General features: G+C 38.3%; 12 protein-coding genes. 7 read left to right on the top strand and 5 right to left on the bottom strand.

Going from position 1 to position 18701, the window contains the following annotated elements:
• Positions 1-50: 50 nt before the first annotated feature.
• Together htpG and C7H19_RS07655 are read right to left on the bottom strand one after the other, a co-directional pair.
• A complete protein-coding gene (htpG, locus tag C7H19_RS07660; protein WP_106456293.1) occupies positions 51-2021 on the bottom strand; it encodes a molecular chaperone HtpG in 1971 nt (656 codons plus the stop codon).
• Positions 2022-2182: 161 nt separating this feature from the next.
• On the bottom strand, positions 2183-3217 hold the full coding sequence (locus C7H19_RS07655; RefSeq protein WP_106456292.1) for an NADP(H)-dependent aldo-keto reductase: 1035 nt from the start codon (positions 3215-3217) through the stop codon (positions 2183-2185).
• Positions 3218-4311: 1094 nt separating this feature from the next.
• Between C7H19_RS07655 and C7H19_RS07650 the strand changes: the two genes are divergently transcribed.
• From C7H19_RS07650 to C7H19_RS07640, 3 genes are all read left to right on the top strand, one after another.
• Complete coding sequence (locus C7H19_RS07650; protein WP_106456291.1) at positions 4312-5916, top strand: peptide ligase PGM1-related protein; 1605 nt, start codon at positions 4312-4314, stop codon at positions 5914-5916.
• A 187-nt stretch (positions 5917-6103) separates the two neighbouring features.
• On the top strand, positions 6104-7789 hold the full coding sequence (locus C7H19_RS07645; RefSeq protein ID WP_106456290.1) for a chemotaxis protein CheB: 1686 nt from the start codon (positions 6104-6106) through the stop codon (positions 7787-7789).
• Positions 7786-9645: a CheR family methyltransferase gene (locus tag C7H19_RS07640; protein WP_106456289.1), complete on the top strand. Its 1860-nt coding sequence runs from the start codon at positions 7786-7788 to the stop codon at positions 9643-9645. The genes C7H19_RS07645 and C7H19_RS07640 overlap by 4 nt, the downstream gene beginning before the upstream one ends.
• Before the next feature lie 730 nt (positions 9646-10375).
• Here the strand turns inward: C7H19_RS07640 and C7H19_RS07635 are convergent.
• Positions 10376-11941, bottom strand: coding sequence for a sensor domain-containing diguanylate cyclase (locus C7H19_RS07635; protein WP_181280546.1), 1566 nt, complete (start codon positions 11939-11941; stop codon positions 10376-10378).
• Positions 11942-12386: 445 nt separating this feature from the next.
• Here C7H19_RS07635 and C7H19_RS07630 point away from each other — a divergent pair, with 445 nt between their 5' ends.
• Positions 12387-14264: a PAS domain-containing sensor histidine kinase gene (locus tag C7H19_RS07630; RefSeq protein ID WP_106456287.1), complete on the top strand. Its 1878-nt coding sequence runs from the start codon at positions 12387-12389 to the stop codon at positions 14262-14264.
• Here the strand turns inward: C7H19_RS07630 and yidD are convergent.
• Complete coding sequence (yidD, locus tag C7H19_RS07625) at positions 14257-14547, bottom strand: membrane protein insertion efficiency factor YidD (protein WP_106456286.1); 291 nt, start codon at positions 14545-14547, stop codon at positions 14257-14259. The two genes, C7H19_RS07630 and yidD, sit on opposite strands and share 8 nt — an antisense overlap.
• A gap of 669 nt (positions 14548-15216) precedes the next feature.
• Here yidD and C7H19_RS07620 point away from each other — a divergent pair.
• On the top strand, positions 15217-15471 hold the full coding sequence (locus tag C7H19_RS07620) for a TIGR03643 family protein (RefSeq protein WP_106456285.1): 255 nt from the start codon (positions 15217-15219) through the stop codon (positions 15469-15471).
• Here C7H19_RS07620 and ligA read toward each other — a convergent pair.
• Positions 15468-17480 carry an NAD-dependent DNA ligase LigA gene (gene ligA / locus C7H19_RS07615; protein WP_106456284.1) on the bottom strand — a complete coding sequence of 671 codons (2013 nt, stop codon included), beginning with the start codon at positions 17478-17480 and terminating at the stop codon, positions 15468-15470. The genes C7H19_RS07620 and ligA overlap by 4 nt on opposite strands.
• 240 nt (positions 17481-17720) lie before the next feature.
• Between ligA and C7H19_RS07610 the strand changes: the two genes are divergently transcribed.
• On the top strand, positions 17721-18320 hold the full coding sequence (locus C7H19_RS07610; protein ID WP_106456283.1) for a PRC-barrel domain-containing protein: 600 nt from the start codon (positions 17721-17723) through the stop codon (positions 18318-18320).
• 103 nt (positions 18321-18423) lie between these two features.
• Positions 18424-18693, top strand: coding sequence for a hypothetical protein (locus tag C7H19_RS07605; RefSeq protein ID WP_106456282.1), 270 nt, complete (start codon positions 18424-18426; stop codon positions 18691-18693).
• Positions 18694-18701 lie beyond the last annotated feature (8 nt).

Raw genomic sequence — 18701 nt, 5'->3', positions numbered from 1 at the left:
CTTTTATGAAATTATGATAGGGTTTGAAAACCAAACCCTTACGACGAAATCTAAATCTTTTCAGTCAATTTAGTCAATACGGAATTAGAACGCTCGATAAAGGATGTCATTCCTTCTGCATTAAAGCCTCTTTGTGCCATCAATGCAATATCATAGACGTGTTGACACAAATTTTTAGCTAATTCTGCACTGGGTGATTCACCACTACCCGAAATAATGCTACCCTGACTGAGATTGAGGATATTTTGGATTAATGGATGAGATGAATTCACCATCAACACATGATCTTCAGGAAATGACATCATCTGTTGTTGCATCAATGCGGTCATTTCTTGGAGTCGTCGCATCGCTTCAGGTAATAATACCATAGCGGGGGGTGTTCCTTTAGGATCATCGGATTTAATCGACTCGACGCGCACATTTATGCGAGGATTATTTAAGGCTTGTTCAAAGAGTTCTTTGATCAATTCACTACGGGTTTTATTCGTGTTAGGATCAACGATCTCACTAGCTTGATCTTTTTCGAGTAAAGTAGGATCAAGTTCTGAGTCAACCCGTGTAAATTTGACGTTAGAATTTTCTCTCTCTAGGAAGGGAATAAAATAGTTAGTGTCAATGAATGAGTCAAAAAACAGAATTTCTAAACCCTGATTTTTGTACAGTTGAACGTAGGTTGCTTGGGTTGCTGAGTCTGTGCAATAAAAAATACTATTCTCATGACGTTCTTTGTTGCGATCAAGATATGCTTTTAGTGTCGTGTAACCTTCTTGTTCAATCGCCGTTAGAGGTTCGCTTGTACTAGATACATTTTGCCACGCATCCCCCTCGGTTTGTACTTCTACTTTTGGGGTTTCTTCGGGTTTATATGTGGTACGGTAGATTAGAATATCTTCGACTTGTTTTTTGAATTTTTCGTCACGAATAGAACCGTATTTAACAAAGGTTGCGACATCTTCCCAACAACGGATGTACTCAAGAGCGTCTTCGGAGTAAACTGATTTTAGACGATCGGCAATCTTTTTCGAGATAAAATCAGCTATACGACGTACTGTGCGATCGCTAGTTAAGGCACTTCGTGATACATTAAGGGGAATATCGGGACTATCGATCACTCCGCGCAGTGGCATCAAGAATTCGGGTATAATCTCTTCACAGTGATCACTCACGAAAACTTGATTACAGAATAGTTTAATTTGTCCTCGCGTCACATCGACATCGGGTTTGAGTTTGGGGAAATAGAGAATACCATTGAGTAAGAAAGGATAATCTGTATTCAAGTGTACCCATAATAGAGGCTCTTCTTGAAACGGATACAGATAGCGATAAAATTCTAGATAATCTTCTTTGGTTAAATTTTGGGGTGACTCTTTCCACAAAGCGCGTTGTTTATTGATTGTCTCTCCTTCAAATTTGATCGGGACAGACATAAAATCAGAATAGGTGGAAACTAACTGACGAATTCTTGCAGGTTCAAGATATTCTAGTTCTTCATCTTGTAGAGTGAGTGTAATTGTTGTTCCGATGGTATTACGGGAAGATTCGCTTAATTCAAATGCGGGAGAACCATCACAAGACCAGTGTACCGCTTGTGCGCCCTCTTGGTAAGATAGGGTATCAATTTCTACTTGTTTGGCTACCATAAAAGCAGAATAGAACCCTAGTCCAAAATGACCAATTAAATCATTAGAAGATTTTTGATATTTTTGTACGAATTCTTCTGCACTAGAAAAAGCAACTTGGTTAATATATTTTTTGACTTCTTCTACTGTCATCCCAAGTCCAGTATCACTGATAGAAAGCGTTTTGGCCTCTTTATCGACACTTAAAATAATTTCAGGTTCGGGAATATCTCCAGTAACTTCACCTGCAAGAGATGCCATTTTTAACTTAGAAATTGCATCAACACTATTAGAAATGAGTTCCCGTAAAAAGATTTCGTGATTGGTATAGAGAGATTTTTTGATGATGGGGAAAATATTCTCAGTATGAATCGTGATATTACCTTTTTCGAGTACCGTCATAAGTCTTTCAATTCTATTAATAACAACAGTTTACGTCTAATTCTCAATTAGAATCAGATTTTAGGATTCTTACCATTTATTTTGGCTGATTCTAGTCTCATTATGCCCGACAAAATACCACATTGGGTAGATTCGGATTCCCGTACCTCAATCATCTACGATTAGGGAGTAGGATTAGGGTAACGAAAATGTACTGCGTCAATATTTTGTAAGATTTCTCGACTCAATTCTATCTCAGCACTATTAATGTTTTCTTTGAGTTGTTCTAGAGTAGTTGCACCGATAATTGTACTGGTGACAAACCAACGACTTCTCACATAAGCTAAGGCCATTTGTGCTGGAGATAAATTATATTTTTGTGCTACATTAACATAGGCTTGTACTGCTTCGGTTAGATTCTGTTTATCGTATCTTTGTCCAAATCCTTTAAATAAATTAATTCGTCCTTGAGCGTTTTTTTGTAAATATTTACCTGTAAGTGTGCCAAAACCCAAGGGACTATATGCGAGTAAACTAACATTATGGAAGCGACAAGTTTCAGCTAGATTTATATGAAAAGTTCGATTCACTAAACTAAACGCATTTTGAATAGAAACTATTTTCGGTAAGTTCATTTTTTCTGCGATATGACAAAATTCACAGACTCCGAATGGGGTTTCATTACTCAAACCTAAATAACGAATTTTACCCGCTTTAATTAAATCGGCAAATATTTCTAATTGTTCTAAAAACGGCGTAGTTTCTCGTTCTTGTGTAACATCATAATCGGGTGAACCAAAAAGAGGTACATAACGATCAGGCCAATGAATTTGATAGAGATCAATATAATCTGTTTTTAATCTTTTTAGACTATCATCTATAGCTTGTTGAACATTAGTTCGATCAATTCTTAAATTGCCACTCCGCAACCATTTTAAACGGGTGCTTCCTCCAGCTATTTTTGTCGCAAGAATAATTTGATCGCGCTGTTGTTTAACTAACCATTCACCGATGTATGATTCGGTTTTTCCTTGCGTTTGTGCTTGTGGAGGTACGGGATACATTTCAGCAGTATCGATAAAATTAATCCCACAATAAATAGCATAATCTAACTGTTGATGTGCTTCTTCTATTGTATTTTGTTGTCCATAAGTCATGGTTCCTAAACAAAGTTCGGAAACCTGTAAATCACTATTACCCAGTTTTTTATATTGCATTGGTTTAATTAGTAATGAGTTGATATTTAATAGCCAGTGAATAAATTCACTGCCTCATAGCTTAAGTCGAGGGGCTGTAGGGCGAACCTGCGTCGCCCTCTTGTAAGCCCCGTGGTTAAAACCGACTAACTTAAAACAAGAATCTTAGTCTATTTTAATGGACTTTGGCTGTGAGCCGTGAAATTGATTTCACGGTGGTTTATGGAAGTGGATAATAACGCCAGAGAATAAATTCTCTGTCTCAAAACTAAAATCGGTTAAAACCGATTCATCATTAAAGTTATAGTTCATTTTAATGAACTTTAGCTGTGAGTCGTGAAATTGATTTCACGGTGGTTTATGGAAGTGGAGAATAACGCCAGAGAATAAATTCTCTGTCTCACAGCTTTAGTCGGTTTTAACCGACTAACCTTAAAAATTCTAGTTCATTTTAATGAACTTTGGCTGTGAGCCGTGAAATTGATTTCACGGTGGTTTATGGAAGTGGATAATAACGCCAGAGAATAAATTCTCTGTCTCAAAACTAAAATCGGTTAAAACCGATTCATCATTAAAGTTATAGTTCATTTTAATGAACTTTAGCTGTGAGTCGTGAAATTGATTTCACGGTGGTTTATGGAAGTGGAGAATAACGCCAGAGAATAAATTCTCTGTCTCACAGCTTTAGTCGGTTTTAACCGACTAACCTTAAAAATTCTAGTTCATTTTAATGAACTTTGGCTGTGAGCCGTGAAATTGATTTCACGGTGGTTTATGGAAGTGGATAATAACGCCAGAGAATAAATTCTCTGTCTCACAGCTTAAGTCGGTTAAAACCGACTAACCTTAAAAATTCTAGTTCATTTTAATGAACTTTAGCTACTCGCTGTGGAAATTCATTTCACGGTAGACTAGAAGAAAATTAATCTTTAATTTATATATTAAACCCGTGTGGATGGATTTAAGTAGAAACCTGTCAACTGTCACAAGATAGAGAGGAAAAAACAAGTTAGTATAACTGACGACTAAAAATATATTAAGAAAGACAACACCACGAGACAAAAGGAAAATTAAGGATAAAATAAAAATATGGGTATTAACGGGATTGGGAAAAAATGCAAGCGATCGTTAACTCTATCACTAAAGAAGCAGAACGGTTTCGAGAATTACAAGATCAGTTACAACATTTAGGTCTAAATAACGCTGATCCTTTAGAACAAGATGATCAAGATATTCTAGTCATCCCTTCTTTTAGTATCGATCAACGAGTCGGTCAAAAAGTCGCTGGTTTTCTCCATTACGAAGAACGATTATTATTTTCACTGATTCGCTTACGAAATCCCAAAACCCGATTAATTTATGTCACTTCACAACCCCTATCTAGAATGATTGTAGATTATTATTTACAATTATTGCCGGGGATTCCTTTTTCTCATGCCAGAAATCGTTTACTATTACTCACAACCCATGATAATTCTTTTCGACCACTAACCGAAAAAATCTTAGAACGTCCGCGCTTAGTGGAACGAATTCGTAAGGCTCTACGTCCAAGTAAATCATACATGGTTTGTTTTAATTCGACTAATTTAGAACAAGAATTATCCCTACAATTAGATATACCTTTATTAGCGTCGAGTCCTCACTTAAATTACTGGGGTTCTAAGAGTGGGAGTCGGGAAATTTTCGCCGAATGTAATATCCCTTATCCCGATGGTAGTTTCTTAGTGGATACAGTAGACCAATTAATCTTAGAAGTAGCGAAATTATGGGAACGTCAACCGAGTTTAAAACGAATGGTTGTTAAACTCAATGAAGGGTTTTCGGGGGAAGGAAACGCGGTTTTAGATTTACGTCCCATTAGCTCCGAAATAGAGATTACATCCACTACCTTAGAAGATAAACAATATTTAATCGAAAAGCAATTAAAAAAATTAAGCTTTCAATCACCCGATGAAACTTGGGAAACTTTTTCAAGTCGTATCCCCGAACTAGGTGCCATTGTTGAAGCATTTATCGAAGGGGAAGAAAAAAGATCCCCCAGTGTACAAGGTTATATTAGTCCCACCGGACAAGTGGAAATTCTCTCGACCCATGATCAAATTTTAGGTGGGCCAGACGGACAAATTTATCTTGGTTGTAAATTTCCGGCTGATGATGCTTATCGTTTAAAATTACAAGAAATTGGCTTAAAAGTGGGGGAATCTTTAGCGAAAAAAGGCGCGATGGAACGTTACGGAGTTGATTTTATCGCAGTACAAGACCCTTATACCTTAGCATGGGATTTAGAAGCGATCGAAATTAATCTCCGCAAAGGAGGAACCACTCACCCTTTTATGACCTTAAAATTGTTGACCAATGGAAAATATGATTACAAAACGGGACTGTTTTTAAGTCAGCAAAATGAAGAAAAATATTATATTGCTTCGGATAATTTGCAAAAACCACAGTACAAAGGCTTACTTTCCGATGATTTAATGGATATTATCACCGAAAATCAGCTACATTTTGATAGTAGTAGTAAAACAGGAACCGTGTTTCATCTCATGGGGGCATTATCAGAATTTGGTAAACTGGGATTAACCTGTATTGGAGATTCCATCGAAGAAGCAGAAAATATTTATCGTCGGGTCGAAGAAGTATTAGATAATGAAACTGAAGGAATGAAAAACGCTTGTCCGTTTAATCTATCTTCAGGAACACCGATTAATTGGGTTCGTTAATTTTATAATCAAAATCAATACAGATGTACAAATGTAGGGGTTTGGAAACCAAACCAAATTAAAAATAATATAAATGTTCTAAAATATTTAGGGTCTCCCAATCCAATCAAATTAAATATATCTTCAATAAGAAAGAGAACCGGCAACATTTGAGCAAGGGATAATAATAGAGGCGATCAAAAAAAGAATGCAAAATCATGATATTTTAGTCATTGGTGCTTCGGCGGGTGGGGTAGAAGCCTTAAAACAGTTAGTGCAGGCGTTACCGAAGGATATACCAGCCACTATCTTTGTCGTAGTTCACATTCCCGCCAAAAGCCGAAGTAGACTCCCAGAAATTTTAAATCGCTTTGGGACGCTCAAAGCATTTCACCCAAAAGATGGCGATAAAATCACCCAGGGATGTATTTATGTCGCCCCACCCGATTATCATTTGATCATTAAAAATGGTTACGTCCGTATAGCCAAAGGACCCAAAGAAAATAATACTCGTCCAGCTATTGATGTATTATTCCGGACAGCAGCTAGAGTTTATGGCCCCAGAGTGGTGGCTGTAGTGCTATCTGGGACACTGGATGATGGAACTGCGGGGCTAATCGCCGTTGAACAAAGAGGGGGTATCACAATGGTGCAGAACCCCGAAGAGGCGATGTTTGACGGGATGCCGAAAAACGCGATCGAAAATGATCACGTCAAATATATTTTAAATATTGCAGAAATAGCCCCCGTTTTAATGAAATTAGCAAATCAACCAATTCAAACAGAAGAGGTAGAGGCCGTGTCTGACGAAATGGAAATGGAAACAGATATGGCAGAATTGGAGTTAGAGGCGATGCAGAGTAACACTCGACCTGGAACGCCTTCTCCTTTTGCCTGTCCTGAATGTGGCGGAGTTTTATGGGAAATTGTTGACGATAAATTAGTACGTTATCGTTGCCGTACGGGTCACGCTTTCTCACCCCATACCCTGATCAATTCTCAATCTGAGCAGCTAGAAGAGGCGTTTTGGACGGCTCTTAGGGCGTTAGAAGAAAAAGCAGCATTAACGGTAAAAATGGCACAACAGGCGCAAAAAAATAACCGGCCTTACTCGGCACAGCGTTTTCAACAGCAGTCACAAGATGCTTCTCAAAGAGCGAGTCTGGTTCGCCAACTACTCCTTAGAGATGAGGGCAACGAAAATTTATCAACGATTAATAATGAGTTAATCATGAATGGGAATGGTCAGATCGAATGGTCAGAAGATGAATTAGTAGAGGATAAGACTAATAATTCTTTAAATAGCAACAAAAAGCCAAATTTTCAAGTAATAGCTCTGTGTGCTTCGGCTGGAGGAATTCGCGCTTTAGCCGAAATTCTCTCAGATTTAAAAGCGGATTTCCCGGCGGCTATTACGATCGTACAACATATCGCTCGCCAATACCCTAGCCAACTAGCGAATATTCTAAGTCGGAGTACGGAATTAAAGGTTAAACAAGCCGAGTCTGGGGACATACTAGCACCAGGAAACGTCTACATTGCTCCACCCGATCAACATTTATTAGTAAACCCAGATCAAACGCTTTCCTTATCTCACGCCGAATTAGTCAACTTTTTACGACCTTCGGGCGATTTATTACTAGAATCCTTGGCGGCTAGTTTTAAAGAACAGGCGATCGCTGTTATTCTAACAGGTACTGGTTCAGATGGAGCAATGGGAATTCAAGCCATAAAAAAAATGAATGGTTTTGTGATAGCACAAGACAAAACAACCGCCGAACATTATGGAATGCCTAAAGCAGCCATTAATACAGAATGTGTTGATCAAATTGTTCCTTTACACGAAATTGCCACCCTGTTAGTTAACTTAGTGACAAAGTACCAGCCAACATGAGTAACTTAGAGCAGAACCAAGGTTTAGAAACTTTACTCAATTACATCAAACGAGTGCGAGGTTTTGATTTTACTGGTTATAAACGCTCCAGTCTCATGCGTCGGGTACGAAAACGGATGCAAACCATCGCTATAGAAGACTTTAACGACTATTTAGATCACTTACAAGTCCATCCGCAAGAATTTTCCGAGCTATTTAATACAATACTAATTAATGTCACCTCATTTTTCCGCGATCGTCCAGCCTGGGACTACATCAGTAGCGAAATCATACCGCGAATCGTCGAACGCAAAGAAAAACAAGAATCAATCCGAGTTTGGACAGCAGGATGTGCATCGGGTCAAGAAGCTTACACCTTAACTATGATTTTAGCGGAAACTTTGGGAATAGAGGCATTTAGAGAACGAGTTAAAATTTATGCCACCGATCTTGATGATGAAGCCCTCAATTTAGCACGTTACGCTACTTATAATGCTAAAGATATTGCGAGTGTTCCTCCCAAACTGCTCGATCAATATTTTGAGCAGACAAACGGTAATTATACATTTCGTAAAGATTTACGTCGTTGCGTCATCTTTGGCCGCCACAATTTAGTACAAGATGCGCCGATTTCTCGGATTGATTTGCTCGTCTGTCGTAACACTTTGATGTATTTTAATGCCGAAGCACAAGCGAAAATAATTGCTCGTTTTCACTTCGCCCTTAATGAAAATGGCTTTCTTTTTTTAGGCAAAGCAGAAATGTTACTCAGTCACAGTAACTCTTTTACGCCAGTAGATTTAAAATTACGCATTTTTAGCCAAATGCCCCGATTAAATCTGCGAACTCGTCTATTAATGATGAATAATGAGAGTGAGGATGAGGAGGGAAATTATTTGTCTCGACACGTTCGTTTAAGAGATGCTAGTTTTGATGCTAATCCTGTCGCCCAAGTCGTTGTTGATATTAACAGTCTTTTAATCTTAGCCAACGAGCGAGCACGTAATTTGTTTGGACTCGCTTCTCGGGATTTAAACCGTCCTTTACAAGATTTAGAGCTTTCTTATCGTCCTGTTGAGTTACGCTCTTGTCTTGATCAAGTTTATAATGAATGTCGCGTCGTTATTCTTCGACAGATAGAATGGTTAGTCCCCTCTGGAGAATCTCAATATTTTGACGTGCAGTTAACTCCGTTATTCGATCTTAACGGTAGTTTGATGGGAGCGGCGATTACTTTTACTGATGTCTCTGGTGCGAAACGGCTGCAACAGGAACTCGAACACTCTAACCAAGAGTTAGAAATGGCTTACGAGGAATTGCAGTCTACCAATGAAGAGTTAGAAACCACCAACGAAGAATTACAATCCTCTAATGAAGAACTAGAAACCACCAACGAAGAATTACAGTCTACCAACGAAGAACTAGAAACGATGAACGAGGAACTACAATCCTCTAATGAAGAATTACAAACCCTCAATGAAGAACTGCACCGACGCACAACCGAACTTAACTCAGTTAATACCTTTTTGTCATCTATCTTAGGGAGTATGCGGGGTGGTGTTGTGGTGATCGATCGAGATTTAAGGATCTTGATCTGGAATGACAAAGCTGAGGATTTATGGGGTTTACGGGCTGATGAAGTGCAAGGAAAGTATTTTCTGAATTTGGATATCGGTTTACCCGTCGATCCGATCTTACAGCCAATTCGTAATTGTCTAGCGTCTTTATCCTATGAGCCAGAAGAAGTAATATTAAATGCCATTAACCGTCGCGGGAAAGCGATTAAATGTCGAGTCACTTTTACGCCCCTCGTTGACAACCGACAAACTATTCAAGGCGCTATTTTATTGATGGAAGAACAAAAAAGCGATTCTTGAATGTATTACAGTCCGTCAGTCAACAAGTCCGTCAGTCAACAAGTCCGTCAGTAAATAAGTCCGTCAGTGAATAAGTCCGTAGTCAACAAGTCCGTCAGTGAATAAGTCCGTAGTCAACAAGTCCGTCAGTGAACAAGTCCGTCAGTAAACAAGTCCGTCAGTGAACAAGTCCGTCAGTGAATAAGTCCGTCAGTGAACAAGTCCGTCAGTGAATAAATTCACTGCCTAATAGCTAAAGTCCATTAAAATGGACTATAAGCCTTGTCTGGAGTCGGTTTAAACCGACTTAAGCTCTAAGACAGTGAATTCATTCACTGGCTACCTAAATCCGTCTAAATCCGTCTAAGTCCGTCAGTGAACAAGTCCGTCAGTGAACAAGTCCGTAGTCAATAAGTCCGTCAGTGAACAAGTCCGTCAGTAAACAAGTCCGTCAGTGAACAAGTCCGTCAGTGAATAAATTCACTGCCTAATAGCTAAAGTCCATTAAAATGGACTATAAGCCTTGTCTGGAGTCGGTTTTAACAAGGGGCTGTGTGCGGAACCTGCGTCCGCACCCTGTAAGCCCCGCCGACTTAAGCTCTAAGACAGTGAATTCATTCACTGGCTACCTAAATCCCGCTAAATCCGTCTAAATCCCGCTAAATCCCGCTAAATCCCTCTATATCCCTCTAAAATTGATTGGATATTCATCTTCCATGACTCGACTGTAGAGACGCGCCATGCCCCGTATCTACGTTGCTATAATGTATTGATTACGCCCTTGTTGTTTAGCTTTGTAAAGAGCCTGATCCGCTTGAGAAATCAGCATAAACGATCGATCTTTTTCTGGAACAAGACTTGCTACACCAAAGCTTACCGTAACAACATCACTTACTGGAGACTGTTGATGAGGAATACCTAAAGATGAAATGCTCGTTTGAATTCGATTAATCACCTCGATCGCTCCTTCTGTGTTAACATTCGGTAAAATAATGGCAAATTCTTCACCACCATAGCGAGCCACTAAATCAGCCGAACGATAAACCGCTTCTTTGACAGCCTGAGCAATTTTAAATAAACATTGATCGCCTTTTTGATGACCATAATAGTCGTTATAAAGCTTAAAATAATCTACATCAAAGAGAATTAAAGACAAAGGTTGTTGTTCTCTTTGGAGACGTTGCCATTCTTTTTCTAAGACTCGATCAAAACACCGACGATTAGCAATTTGAGTCAGTGCATCGATATTAACTAAATGTTTTAACTCTTGATTGATTCGTCCTAACTCCATGTGGGCATGACGAAGATCTTCTTCAATAAGTTTGCGCTCAGTGATATTATATAAAATACAATGGGTCTTGACAAATTTACAGTTTTTATGGTAGATGTTACGACCTTCTAATAAAACGGTGAGTTGATCGCCATTTTTAGCAATAAGTGGCACTTCTAGGCGCATAATTTCGTTGTTTTTGCTATAAACAAATTGTTGGTCAAAAAAGGGTTTCATTTCGGGCGACCAAAATTCACCAAAACTCTTACCTAAAAGTTCTTCGCTGGTGTATCCTAATAAATTACAGAGTTGCTCATTGACATCTAAGTAACGTCCTTGATCATCGAGTAACATATAAGCAACTGGGGAATTTTCAAACAAACTCCGAAAACGAGCCTCACTTTCACGTAAAATAGCTTCTGTTTGTTGTTGCTTCCACAGTTCTTGTTTAAGCATTTGGTTAGTGGCTTCGGTTCGTTTGCGATCGCTAATATCCCGAATCAACCAAAGCCAAGATACAGAGTTATTTTGGGGTTGTGGTAATTCTGATAGGGTAATTGCTGCTGTAAATATGTTGCCCCAACGCGGTTTTAGATTTAGTTCCCATTCTGGGATTTTTTCCCCTTGTTTTAATTGACTAAGTTTCAAGTGAAAAAGCAAAAGCTCAGATGATGGAATAAAAATCATCAGGGGTTTACCCGCCAAGTATTGCTGGGGAACTTTCAATAACTCAGCAGCAGCACGGTTCGCCTGTTGGATAGTGCCTGCGTCATCGGTGACGATATAGCCATCGGGGGCTAATTCAAATAAATCTTGATAACGTTGGCGCTCGGTTTCGACTTGAGTTCGAGCTTGTTCTAATTCTTTATTTTGTTGTAGGAGTTCTTCTTGAGCCACGTTTAATTCTTCGAGGGCAACCGTCAGTTCTTCAAGGGGTTCTATATTCTGTTTAGAGCGGCTTTTCAATAAACTGGACATTTCATGATAAAAGTCGGCGATTTGAGCGTAATTATGAGCAGATTTTTGTCTAAATTCGCCTGATTTCATTTTTCTCTTGATTTTATAATTGTGTTGCGGAGTCATGAATTATAACTATTAAGATTTATCAATATATCGAAAATTAATTCTTGCGTCGCTTAGGGAACATTTATACTTATATTGAAATTAGTTACTCAAGTTTACAGAAAAAGTAAATTTATCGAGTAGTTTACTTGTATTTACCTAATTTCAATCTTTTTTAGGTCAGCTTATATTTTAGTTCGATTACCACTGATTAACTCAATAATCATACTCTAGATATAAAAAAAGTAAAAATATCATAATTTTGAGGTATATTAGAGAATTTGCAACTTTTTGCCAGACAAATCTATAACTAAAAGTATATTAAAAATTTAGTTTAATCCTTAATAATTTAGTTAACACAAAATCATTCTTAAAGAAAAATTAAATGATTGATACATAATTAGCAAAAACAGTAGTTTGGCCAAAAAAAATGGAATCAAATAAAGTTTATAAAAAATTTCAAAGGAATCGCGCTCAAATTGCCCAATTTTATCAACAAATCACGAATATAGCTGATTTATCGCCCGAACTGCTGACAGAATCAGTGGAAGAATTAACCGTCGCCCTCGAAGAATTAAACGTTGCTCAAGAAGAACTCCTGCAACAAAACCAAGAATTAGAACAAGCTCGAATTCAAGTCGAAGTTGAACGCAAACGTTATCAAGATTTGTTTGAGTCTGCCCCCGATGGCTATCTCGTCACCGATGGCGCAGGCATTATCCAACAGGCAAACCTCGCGGCAACTGAGTTATTGAAAGTTCCTCAGCAATACCTAGTAGGTAAACCCCTGACGATTTTTATTCCAACTCAAGAGCGTCCCATTTTTCGCTCGAAACTAAATAAGTTACTAGAAGAGGCAAAAATTTCAGAATGGGAACTCAATATAAAGCCTCGTTGGGGTGAGATGTTCACAGCAGCAATAACCATATCAGTTTTGCATCAACAAGAGAATGGCTCTGTGTCTTGGCTCTGGTTAATACGAAATATTAGCGATCGCAAACACGCCGAGTTCGCCGTCAGAAAAATGCAGGTAGCCGAAACCGCTAACCACATTCTCGCACAAGAGCTTAGGGTACAGCAACGTTTAGAAACAGCCCTGCGTCAGAGTGATTCTCGTTTTCGCTATATTTTTGAAGCGGTGGGTGTATCCATTTGGGAAGAAGATTTCTCTCAAGTCAAAGCGGTATTTAATAAACTTAAAGCCCAAGGTGTAGAAGATTTTCGTCAATATTTTACTGAGCATCCAGATTTTGTATCTGAAATGATCAATCGTATACAGATACTTGATGTTAATTCTATGACAGTACAAATGTTTGAGGCGGAAAATAAAGAGCAACTTTTGGGATCGTTAGGGCAGATTTTTTTACCCGAAACAGTCGAAATTTTTATCGAACAACTATTAGCAATGGCTGCTAACTGTACGCTGTTTTCTGGGGAAACGGTAGTAAAAACGTTAAAAGGAAAGCTTCTTAATGTTTTATTTACGATCAGGTTTCCCGAAATGGAAGAATCATCGGATCAGGTTATTGTCACCTTACTTGATATTAGCGATCGCAAGAAATCCGAACTGTTACTACAAGAACAATCCGAAGATCTACAACAGTTAAACACATCTCTAACACAAACGACTCAACTGTTAAGCGAACGTAATCAAGAATTAGATCGTTTTGTTTATATAGTCTCTCACGATCTCAAAGCTCCATTACGAGCTATTACAAATCTTTCGACATGGATCGCGGAAGATCTAAGTGAGCAGTTAAATGAAGATAATTTCCATAATATGACACTCTTGCAACAACGAGTACAGCGTATGGAGGATCTGATCGATGGTTTATTAGTCTATTCTCGCGTTGGTCGAAATGATACCACAAGCCAAACCGTAGATGTTAATGAACTGCTAGACGAAATCCTCGACTCTTTAGCTCCTCCTTCTACTTTTACGATCGTTATACAAAACAATCTACCCACTCTTAATACTAAACGGTTGCTTTTGTCCCAAATCTTTTCTAATCTGATTAGTAATGCGATTAAACATCACGATCGCCCAAATGGACGAATCGAGATCGCGGCGATCGATCAACAACAATACTATCAATTCAGTGTAGCTGATGACGGGCCTGGTATTGCACCGGAAAACTATGAACGAGTTTTCGATATCTTTCAAACCCTCAAAGCGAGTACTAATAATGAAAATACGGGAATAGGATTATCGATCGTTAAAAAAATCCTTGAGTCTGAAGGGGGTAATATCTGGCTAGAATCTTTTGAAGGACAAGGCACTACTTTTTATTTTCATTGGCCTAGATAGGAACGCAACAAGGAATAATAATACATCCGCTACTACTTTTTAGTTTTCGTAATTCTAAACTCGCTTTCGCACAATCTCCAAAACGCTGTCTTGTCATTCCAATAACCTGCGATAAATCTTGATGCAAGAACAAGTCTTTTACATAATCTGAGCAAGAAAGTCCACCATATAACAATCTGTGGGAACAAGAAAAGCCTTTTTTTGGTGAAATATGATTTTGATAGGCATTAATCGAGAAAATCGCTGTTTTTTGGGTCAAAGCTTCTAAATTACTGATATTCATGATGTTTGCGTTTATTATAGTCGTCTTTCTATCATATCCAGTTGATTTTCCCAAGACCTATATCTAAAGATGAGTTTTTGGCTAGGGTGTTTTTGATTTTGTATTAATAAAATAAATATATTAAATAATAATGTTTTATTTTTTCTATGTATGCAATAAAATGTATCATAGAACACAGACGCAATATAAACAAAATCAATCTAATCAAAACCGATAAATTACGCGTAGGGGTTTGGTTTCCAAACCCAGTATGTAAGAAATTGTCCCCCAAAAGTAGGGGTTTGGTTTCCAAACCCAGTATGTAAAAATATGTATACAATAAAATGTATCATAGAACACAGACGCAATATAAACAAAATCAATCTAATCAAAACCGATAAATTACGCGTAGGGGTTTGGTTTCCAAACCCAGTATGTAAGAAATTGTCCCCCAAAAGTAGGGGTTTGGTTTCCAAACCCAGTATGTAAAAATATGTATACAATAAAATGTATCATAGAACACAGACGCAATATAAACAAAATCAATCTAATCAAAACCGATAAATTACGCGTAGGGGTTTGGTTTCCAAACCCAGTATGTATAAGGATTTGTCGCGCCATCCCCTACAGAATTTTTCAATAATTGTTTACAATAGTTAATATAATCGGCGTAAAGCAAGTATCAATAATATGGAACTAGAAAACCTCAACCCAGAAGATATCGATCGCATTGTAGAAATGGCGTGGGAAGATCGAACCACTTTTGATACAATAGAAAGTCAGTTCGGATTATCGGAAAAGCAAGTGATCGCGTTGATGCGACGCGAAATGAAAGAATCTAGTTTTAAGATGTGGCGAGAACGAGTAACAGGACGAAAAACGAAGCATCAAAGTAAAAGAGATTTCCAAGAAGGACGTTTTAAGTCATCGAATCAAAAAACCTAATTCTTGATCAACTCTAACAAATCTTCCTCACCCAGTTGAGTAATCCCTAATTCGATCGCTTTATCTAATTTCGATCCCGCATCTTCACCCACAACGATATAATCAGTCTTAGCACTCACTGAACCTGTGACTTTGCCCCCTGCTTTTTCAATTATTTCTTTAGCTTCATTGCGTTTGAGAGTAGGTAAAGTTCCCGTTACCACAAAGGTTTTACCAGCTAGAGTTTGAGGTGTTGTATCTTTTTGAGGCGTAAGATTTTGTAACTGTAACCCGACTTCTTGGAGTTGTTGTACTAAAACTTGATTAGCCGGTACTCTAAACCAATCATAAACCGATCCTGCAATTTCTGAACCGATGCCGTAAACCGACTCTAATTGTGTTACCGAAGCTTGGGATAATTGTTCTACAGATGGGAAACTATCCGTTAAGATTTTGGCATTGACACTACCGACATAACGAATTCCTAAACCGTATAATACTCTTGACCAAGGTTGATTTTTACTATCAGTGATAGCATTAATCAGATTTTCGGCTGATTTTTTGCCCATTCGTTCTAAACTGGCGATTTGTTCAACGGTTAGACTGTATAAATCTGCAATAGATTTGACTAAACCATTTTCAATCAATAGAATAACAACTTTTTCACCCAAACCCCGAATATCGAGTGCATCTCTTGTGCAAAAATGAATAATACTGCCGCGCAAAATCGCCGGACAAGAACTATTGACACACCGCGTTACTGCTTCCTCTTTGGGACGAATTAAAGTTGAGCCACATTCGGGACATTGACAAGGCATATAATAGGGTTGCGTGTCTTTTGGTCTTAATTCTGTAATCACGCGCAAAACTTCGGGGATAATTTCACCCGCTTTGCGAATAATGACGGTATCACCAATACGGATATCTAATTCGGCAATGCGATCGCTATTATGTAAAGTAGCCTTTTGTACTGTTGTTCCTGCGAGTAAAACGGGTTTCATTATTGCTAAAGGAGTTACCGCGCCCGTCCGTCCCACATTTACGCTAATATCTAAAATAATAGTCGGGGTTTCTTCAGCAGGATATTTTAAAGCAACCGCCCAACGAGGGAACTTTTGCGTAAAACCTAATTTTTCTTGTAGTGCAAAATCATTGATTTTAACGACTATACCATCCGTCATATAAGGTAAGTTGCGTCTTTCGGTTTCCCAATTTTGGTAATATTCTTGTACTGCTTCTAAATTCGGACAAAGTTTACGGTTAGGGTTGACTAAAAAGCCCATTTGTTGTAAAGCTTCTAAAGATTCCCACTGGGAGTTAAGATTCTGGTTAGGGATATGCAGGGTATAAGCAAAAAACTGTAAGCGACGTTTATCGACTATTTTTGGATCAAGTTGTCTGAGTGTTCCTGCGGCTGCATTACGAGGGTTTGCGAATAAAGCTTCTCCTAATTGTTCTCGTTCTTGGTTAATCTGATTAAAGGTATCTAAAGGTAAAAATGCTTCTCCTCTAACTTCGACTACGGGAGGAGGATTATCTAAACTCAGTCGTAGCGGAATTGAACGAATCGTGCGAACATTTTGGGTAACATCTTCCCCAGTAATTCCATCACCTCTGGTAGTCCCCCGAACTAGAATACCGTTCTCGTAGGTTAACGCGATCGCAGAACCATCTATTTTGAGTTCACAGACGTATTCTGCGGTTTTTTGAGAGGGGGATTGTCTTTTCCAGCGTTCCTCCCATTGGGCAAATTCGGCTAAATTGAAGGCATTTTCTAAACTATAAAGAGGAATATTGTGACGCACAGAAGGAAACTGTGATGCAGGTTTATCACCAACTCGTTGTGTCGGGCTATCTGGTGAAATAAGTTCAGGATATTGGCTTTCTAATTCTTGTAATTCTCGATATAACTGATCATAGACAGCATCTTCCATAATTGGATTGTCTAAGACATAATAGGCATAACTCGCCTTTTGGAGTTGTCCGAGTAGTTGATTGATGCGTTGTTGAATTTCAGGTGTTGGGTTCACGGTTCTATTCCGTCAAAGATGCTTTTCTCTAATTTATCCGATGTTGATTAGTATGTGAATACTAAGCTGAAAGAAATTATTTTGATAGAGAAATAGAAGCTCAAATATCTACAATTTGGGAAAAATATCCACTAAAAGGATGATATTTAAGCAAATCCGCCTTTTGATATATATTAATTTATAAATTATTTCCTAGCATATTAGTAATAATTAAACAAATTTGCCAGAGGAAAAAACAGTATGTCACTGCATAAAATTAAAGATTTTGAAGATCATTCTAGTCAATCTTCTACAGATGACGATATTCTTGGATTTTCTCTCTACTCCAATCAAGAGAAAATTGGTTCAGTTGACGATATCTTAGTTGATGATGACGGACAATTACGTTATTTTGTCATTAATACAGGTGTATGGGTTTTTGGCAAAAAAGTCTTATTACCTATTGGTCGCGCTCGTGTTGATTTTGCCGATCGTCGCGTCTATGCTAACACTCTGACAAAAGAACAAGTAGAAAGTCTTCCAGAATACGACAAAGATATGACCGTTGGATATGATCAAGAAGAAGCGGTTAGGAAAGTGTATCGCTCTGGGGCTGCAAAAACTCAGCCAGTCAGTAACCCTGCGGCGTTTGGTGTGGGCTACGGTGGCGCAGATACAGCACCTCCAAGTCGCGCTAGAACTGGAGAAATCGACTTAAGTGCGGGTTATGCGGGTTATGATCATAGCGATTATACATACGATCGAGATCCCGATTTATATAATCTCACTGATGAGCATCATGCTGACTTAAAACGGTATCAAGAACGTTTAAAAGCAAATAGAGCCCGTAGAGTTATGTAATTTTGTAGAAACGCGATATGTACAGACGCGCCATGTACATAATCAGATACAATCAATCAGGTGGGAAATATTTTTCACCTGACTGATTTGGAGTATTGAGCTTGTGAATTGGTATTTAGTTAGCACCCGCCCCTACAAACGTGAGATCTTTTTAAAATATTTAGACAGGGCTATCTCTGAAAATAAATTACAGGAATTGATTTTAGAAGTCATCGCACCCCAAGATAAAGTTTATCAAGACATGGTGTTACTTCAGATTAGCAATTTAAAGGAAGCTCGACCCCATCTGCAACAAATCGAGAATTTTCAAAGATTAGAACCCAAACCTTTACCTATTGAACAAATTCGGCGAATGTCTGGGGAAATGTCTTAAAACTGATA

This window comes from Aphanothece hegewaldii CCALA 016 (genome assembly GCF_003007785.1).
Lineage (GTDB): Bacteria > Cyanobacteriota > Cyanobacteriia > Cyanobacteriales > Microcystaceae > Chroococcus > Chroococcus hegewaldii.
The sequence above is the reverse complement of the archived record's forward strand: the minus strand, read 5'-3'. Positions and strand labels throughout refer to the sequence as shown.

Coding starts and splice junctions, on each gene's coding strand:
- htpG (WP_106456293.1), bottom strand. CDS start 2,021: ATGACGGTACTCGAAAAAGGTAATATCACGATTCATACTGAGAATATT.
- C7H19_RS07655 (WP_106456292.1), bottom strand. CDS start 3,217: ATGCAATATAAAAAACTGGGTAATAGTGATTTACAGGTTTCCGAACTT.
- C7H19_RS07650 (WP_106456291.1), top strand. CDS start 4,312: ATGCAAGCGATCGTTAACTCTATCACTAAAGAAGCAGAACGGTTTCGA.
- C7H19_RS07645 (WP_106456290.1), top strand. CDS start 6,104: ATGCAAAATCATGATATTTTAGTCATTGGTGCTTCGGCGGGTGGGGTA.
- C7H19_RS07640 (WP_106456289.1), top strand. CDS start 7,786: ATGAGTAACTTAGAGCAGAACCAAGGTTTAGAAACTTTACTCAATTAC.
- C7H19_RS07635 (WP_181280546.1), bottom strand. CDS start 11,941: ATGAAATCAGGCGAATTTAGACAAAAATCTGCTCATAATTACGCTCAA.
- C7H19_RS07630 (WP_106456287.1), top strand. CDS start 12,387: ATGGAATCAAATAAAGTTTATAAAAAATTTCAAAGGAATCGCGCTCAA.
- yidD (WP_106456286.1), bottom strand. CDS start 14,547: ATGAATATCAGTAATTTAGAAGCTTTGACCCAAAAAACAGCGATTTTC.
- C7H19_RS07620 (WP_106456285.1), top strand. CDS start 15,217: ATGGAACTAGAAAACCTCAACCCAGAAGATATCGATCGCATTGTAGAA.
- C7H19_RS07610 (WP_106456283.1), top strand. CDS start 17,721: ATGTCACTGCATAAAATTAAAGATTTTGAAGATCATTCTAGTCAATCT.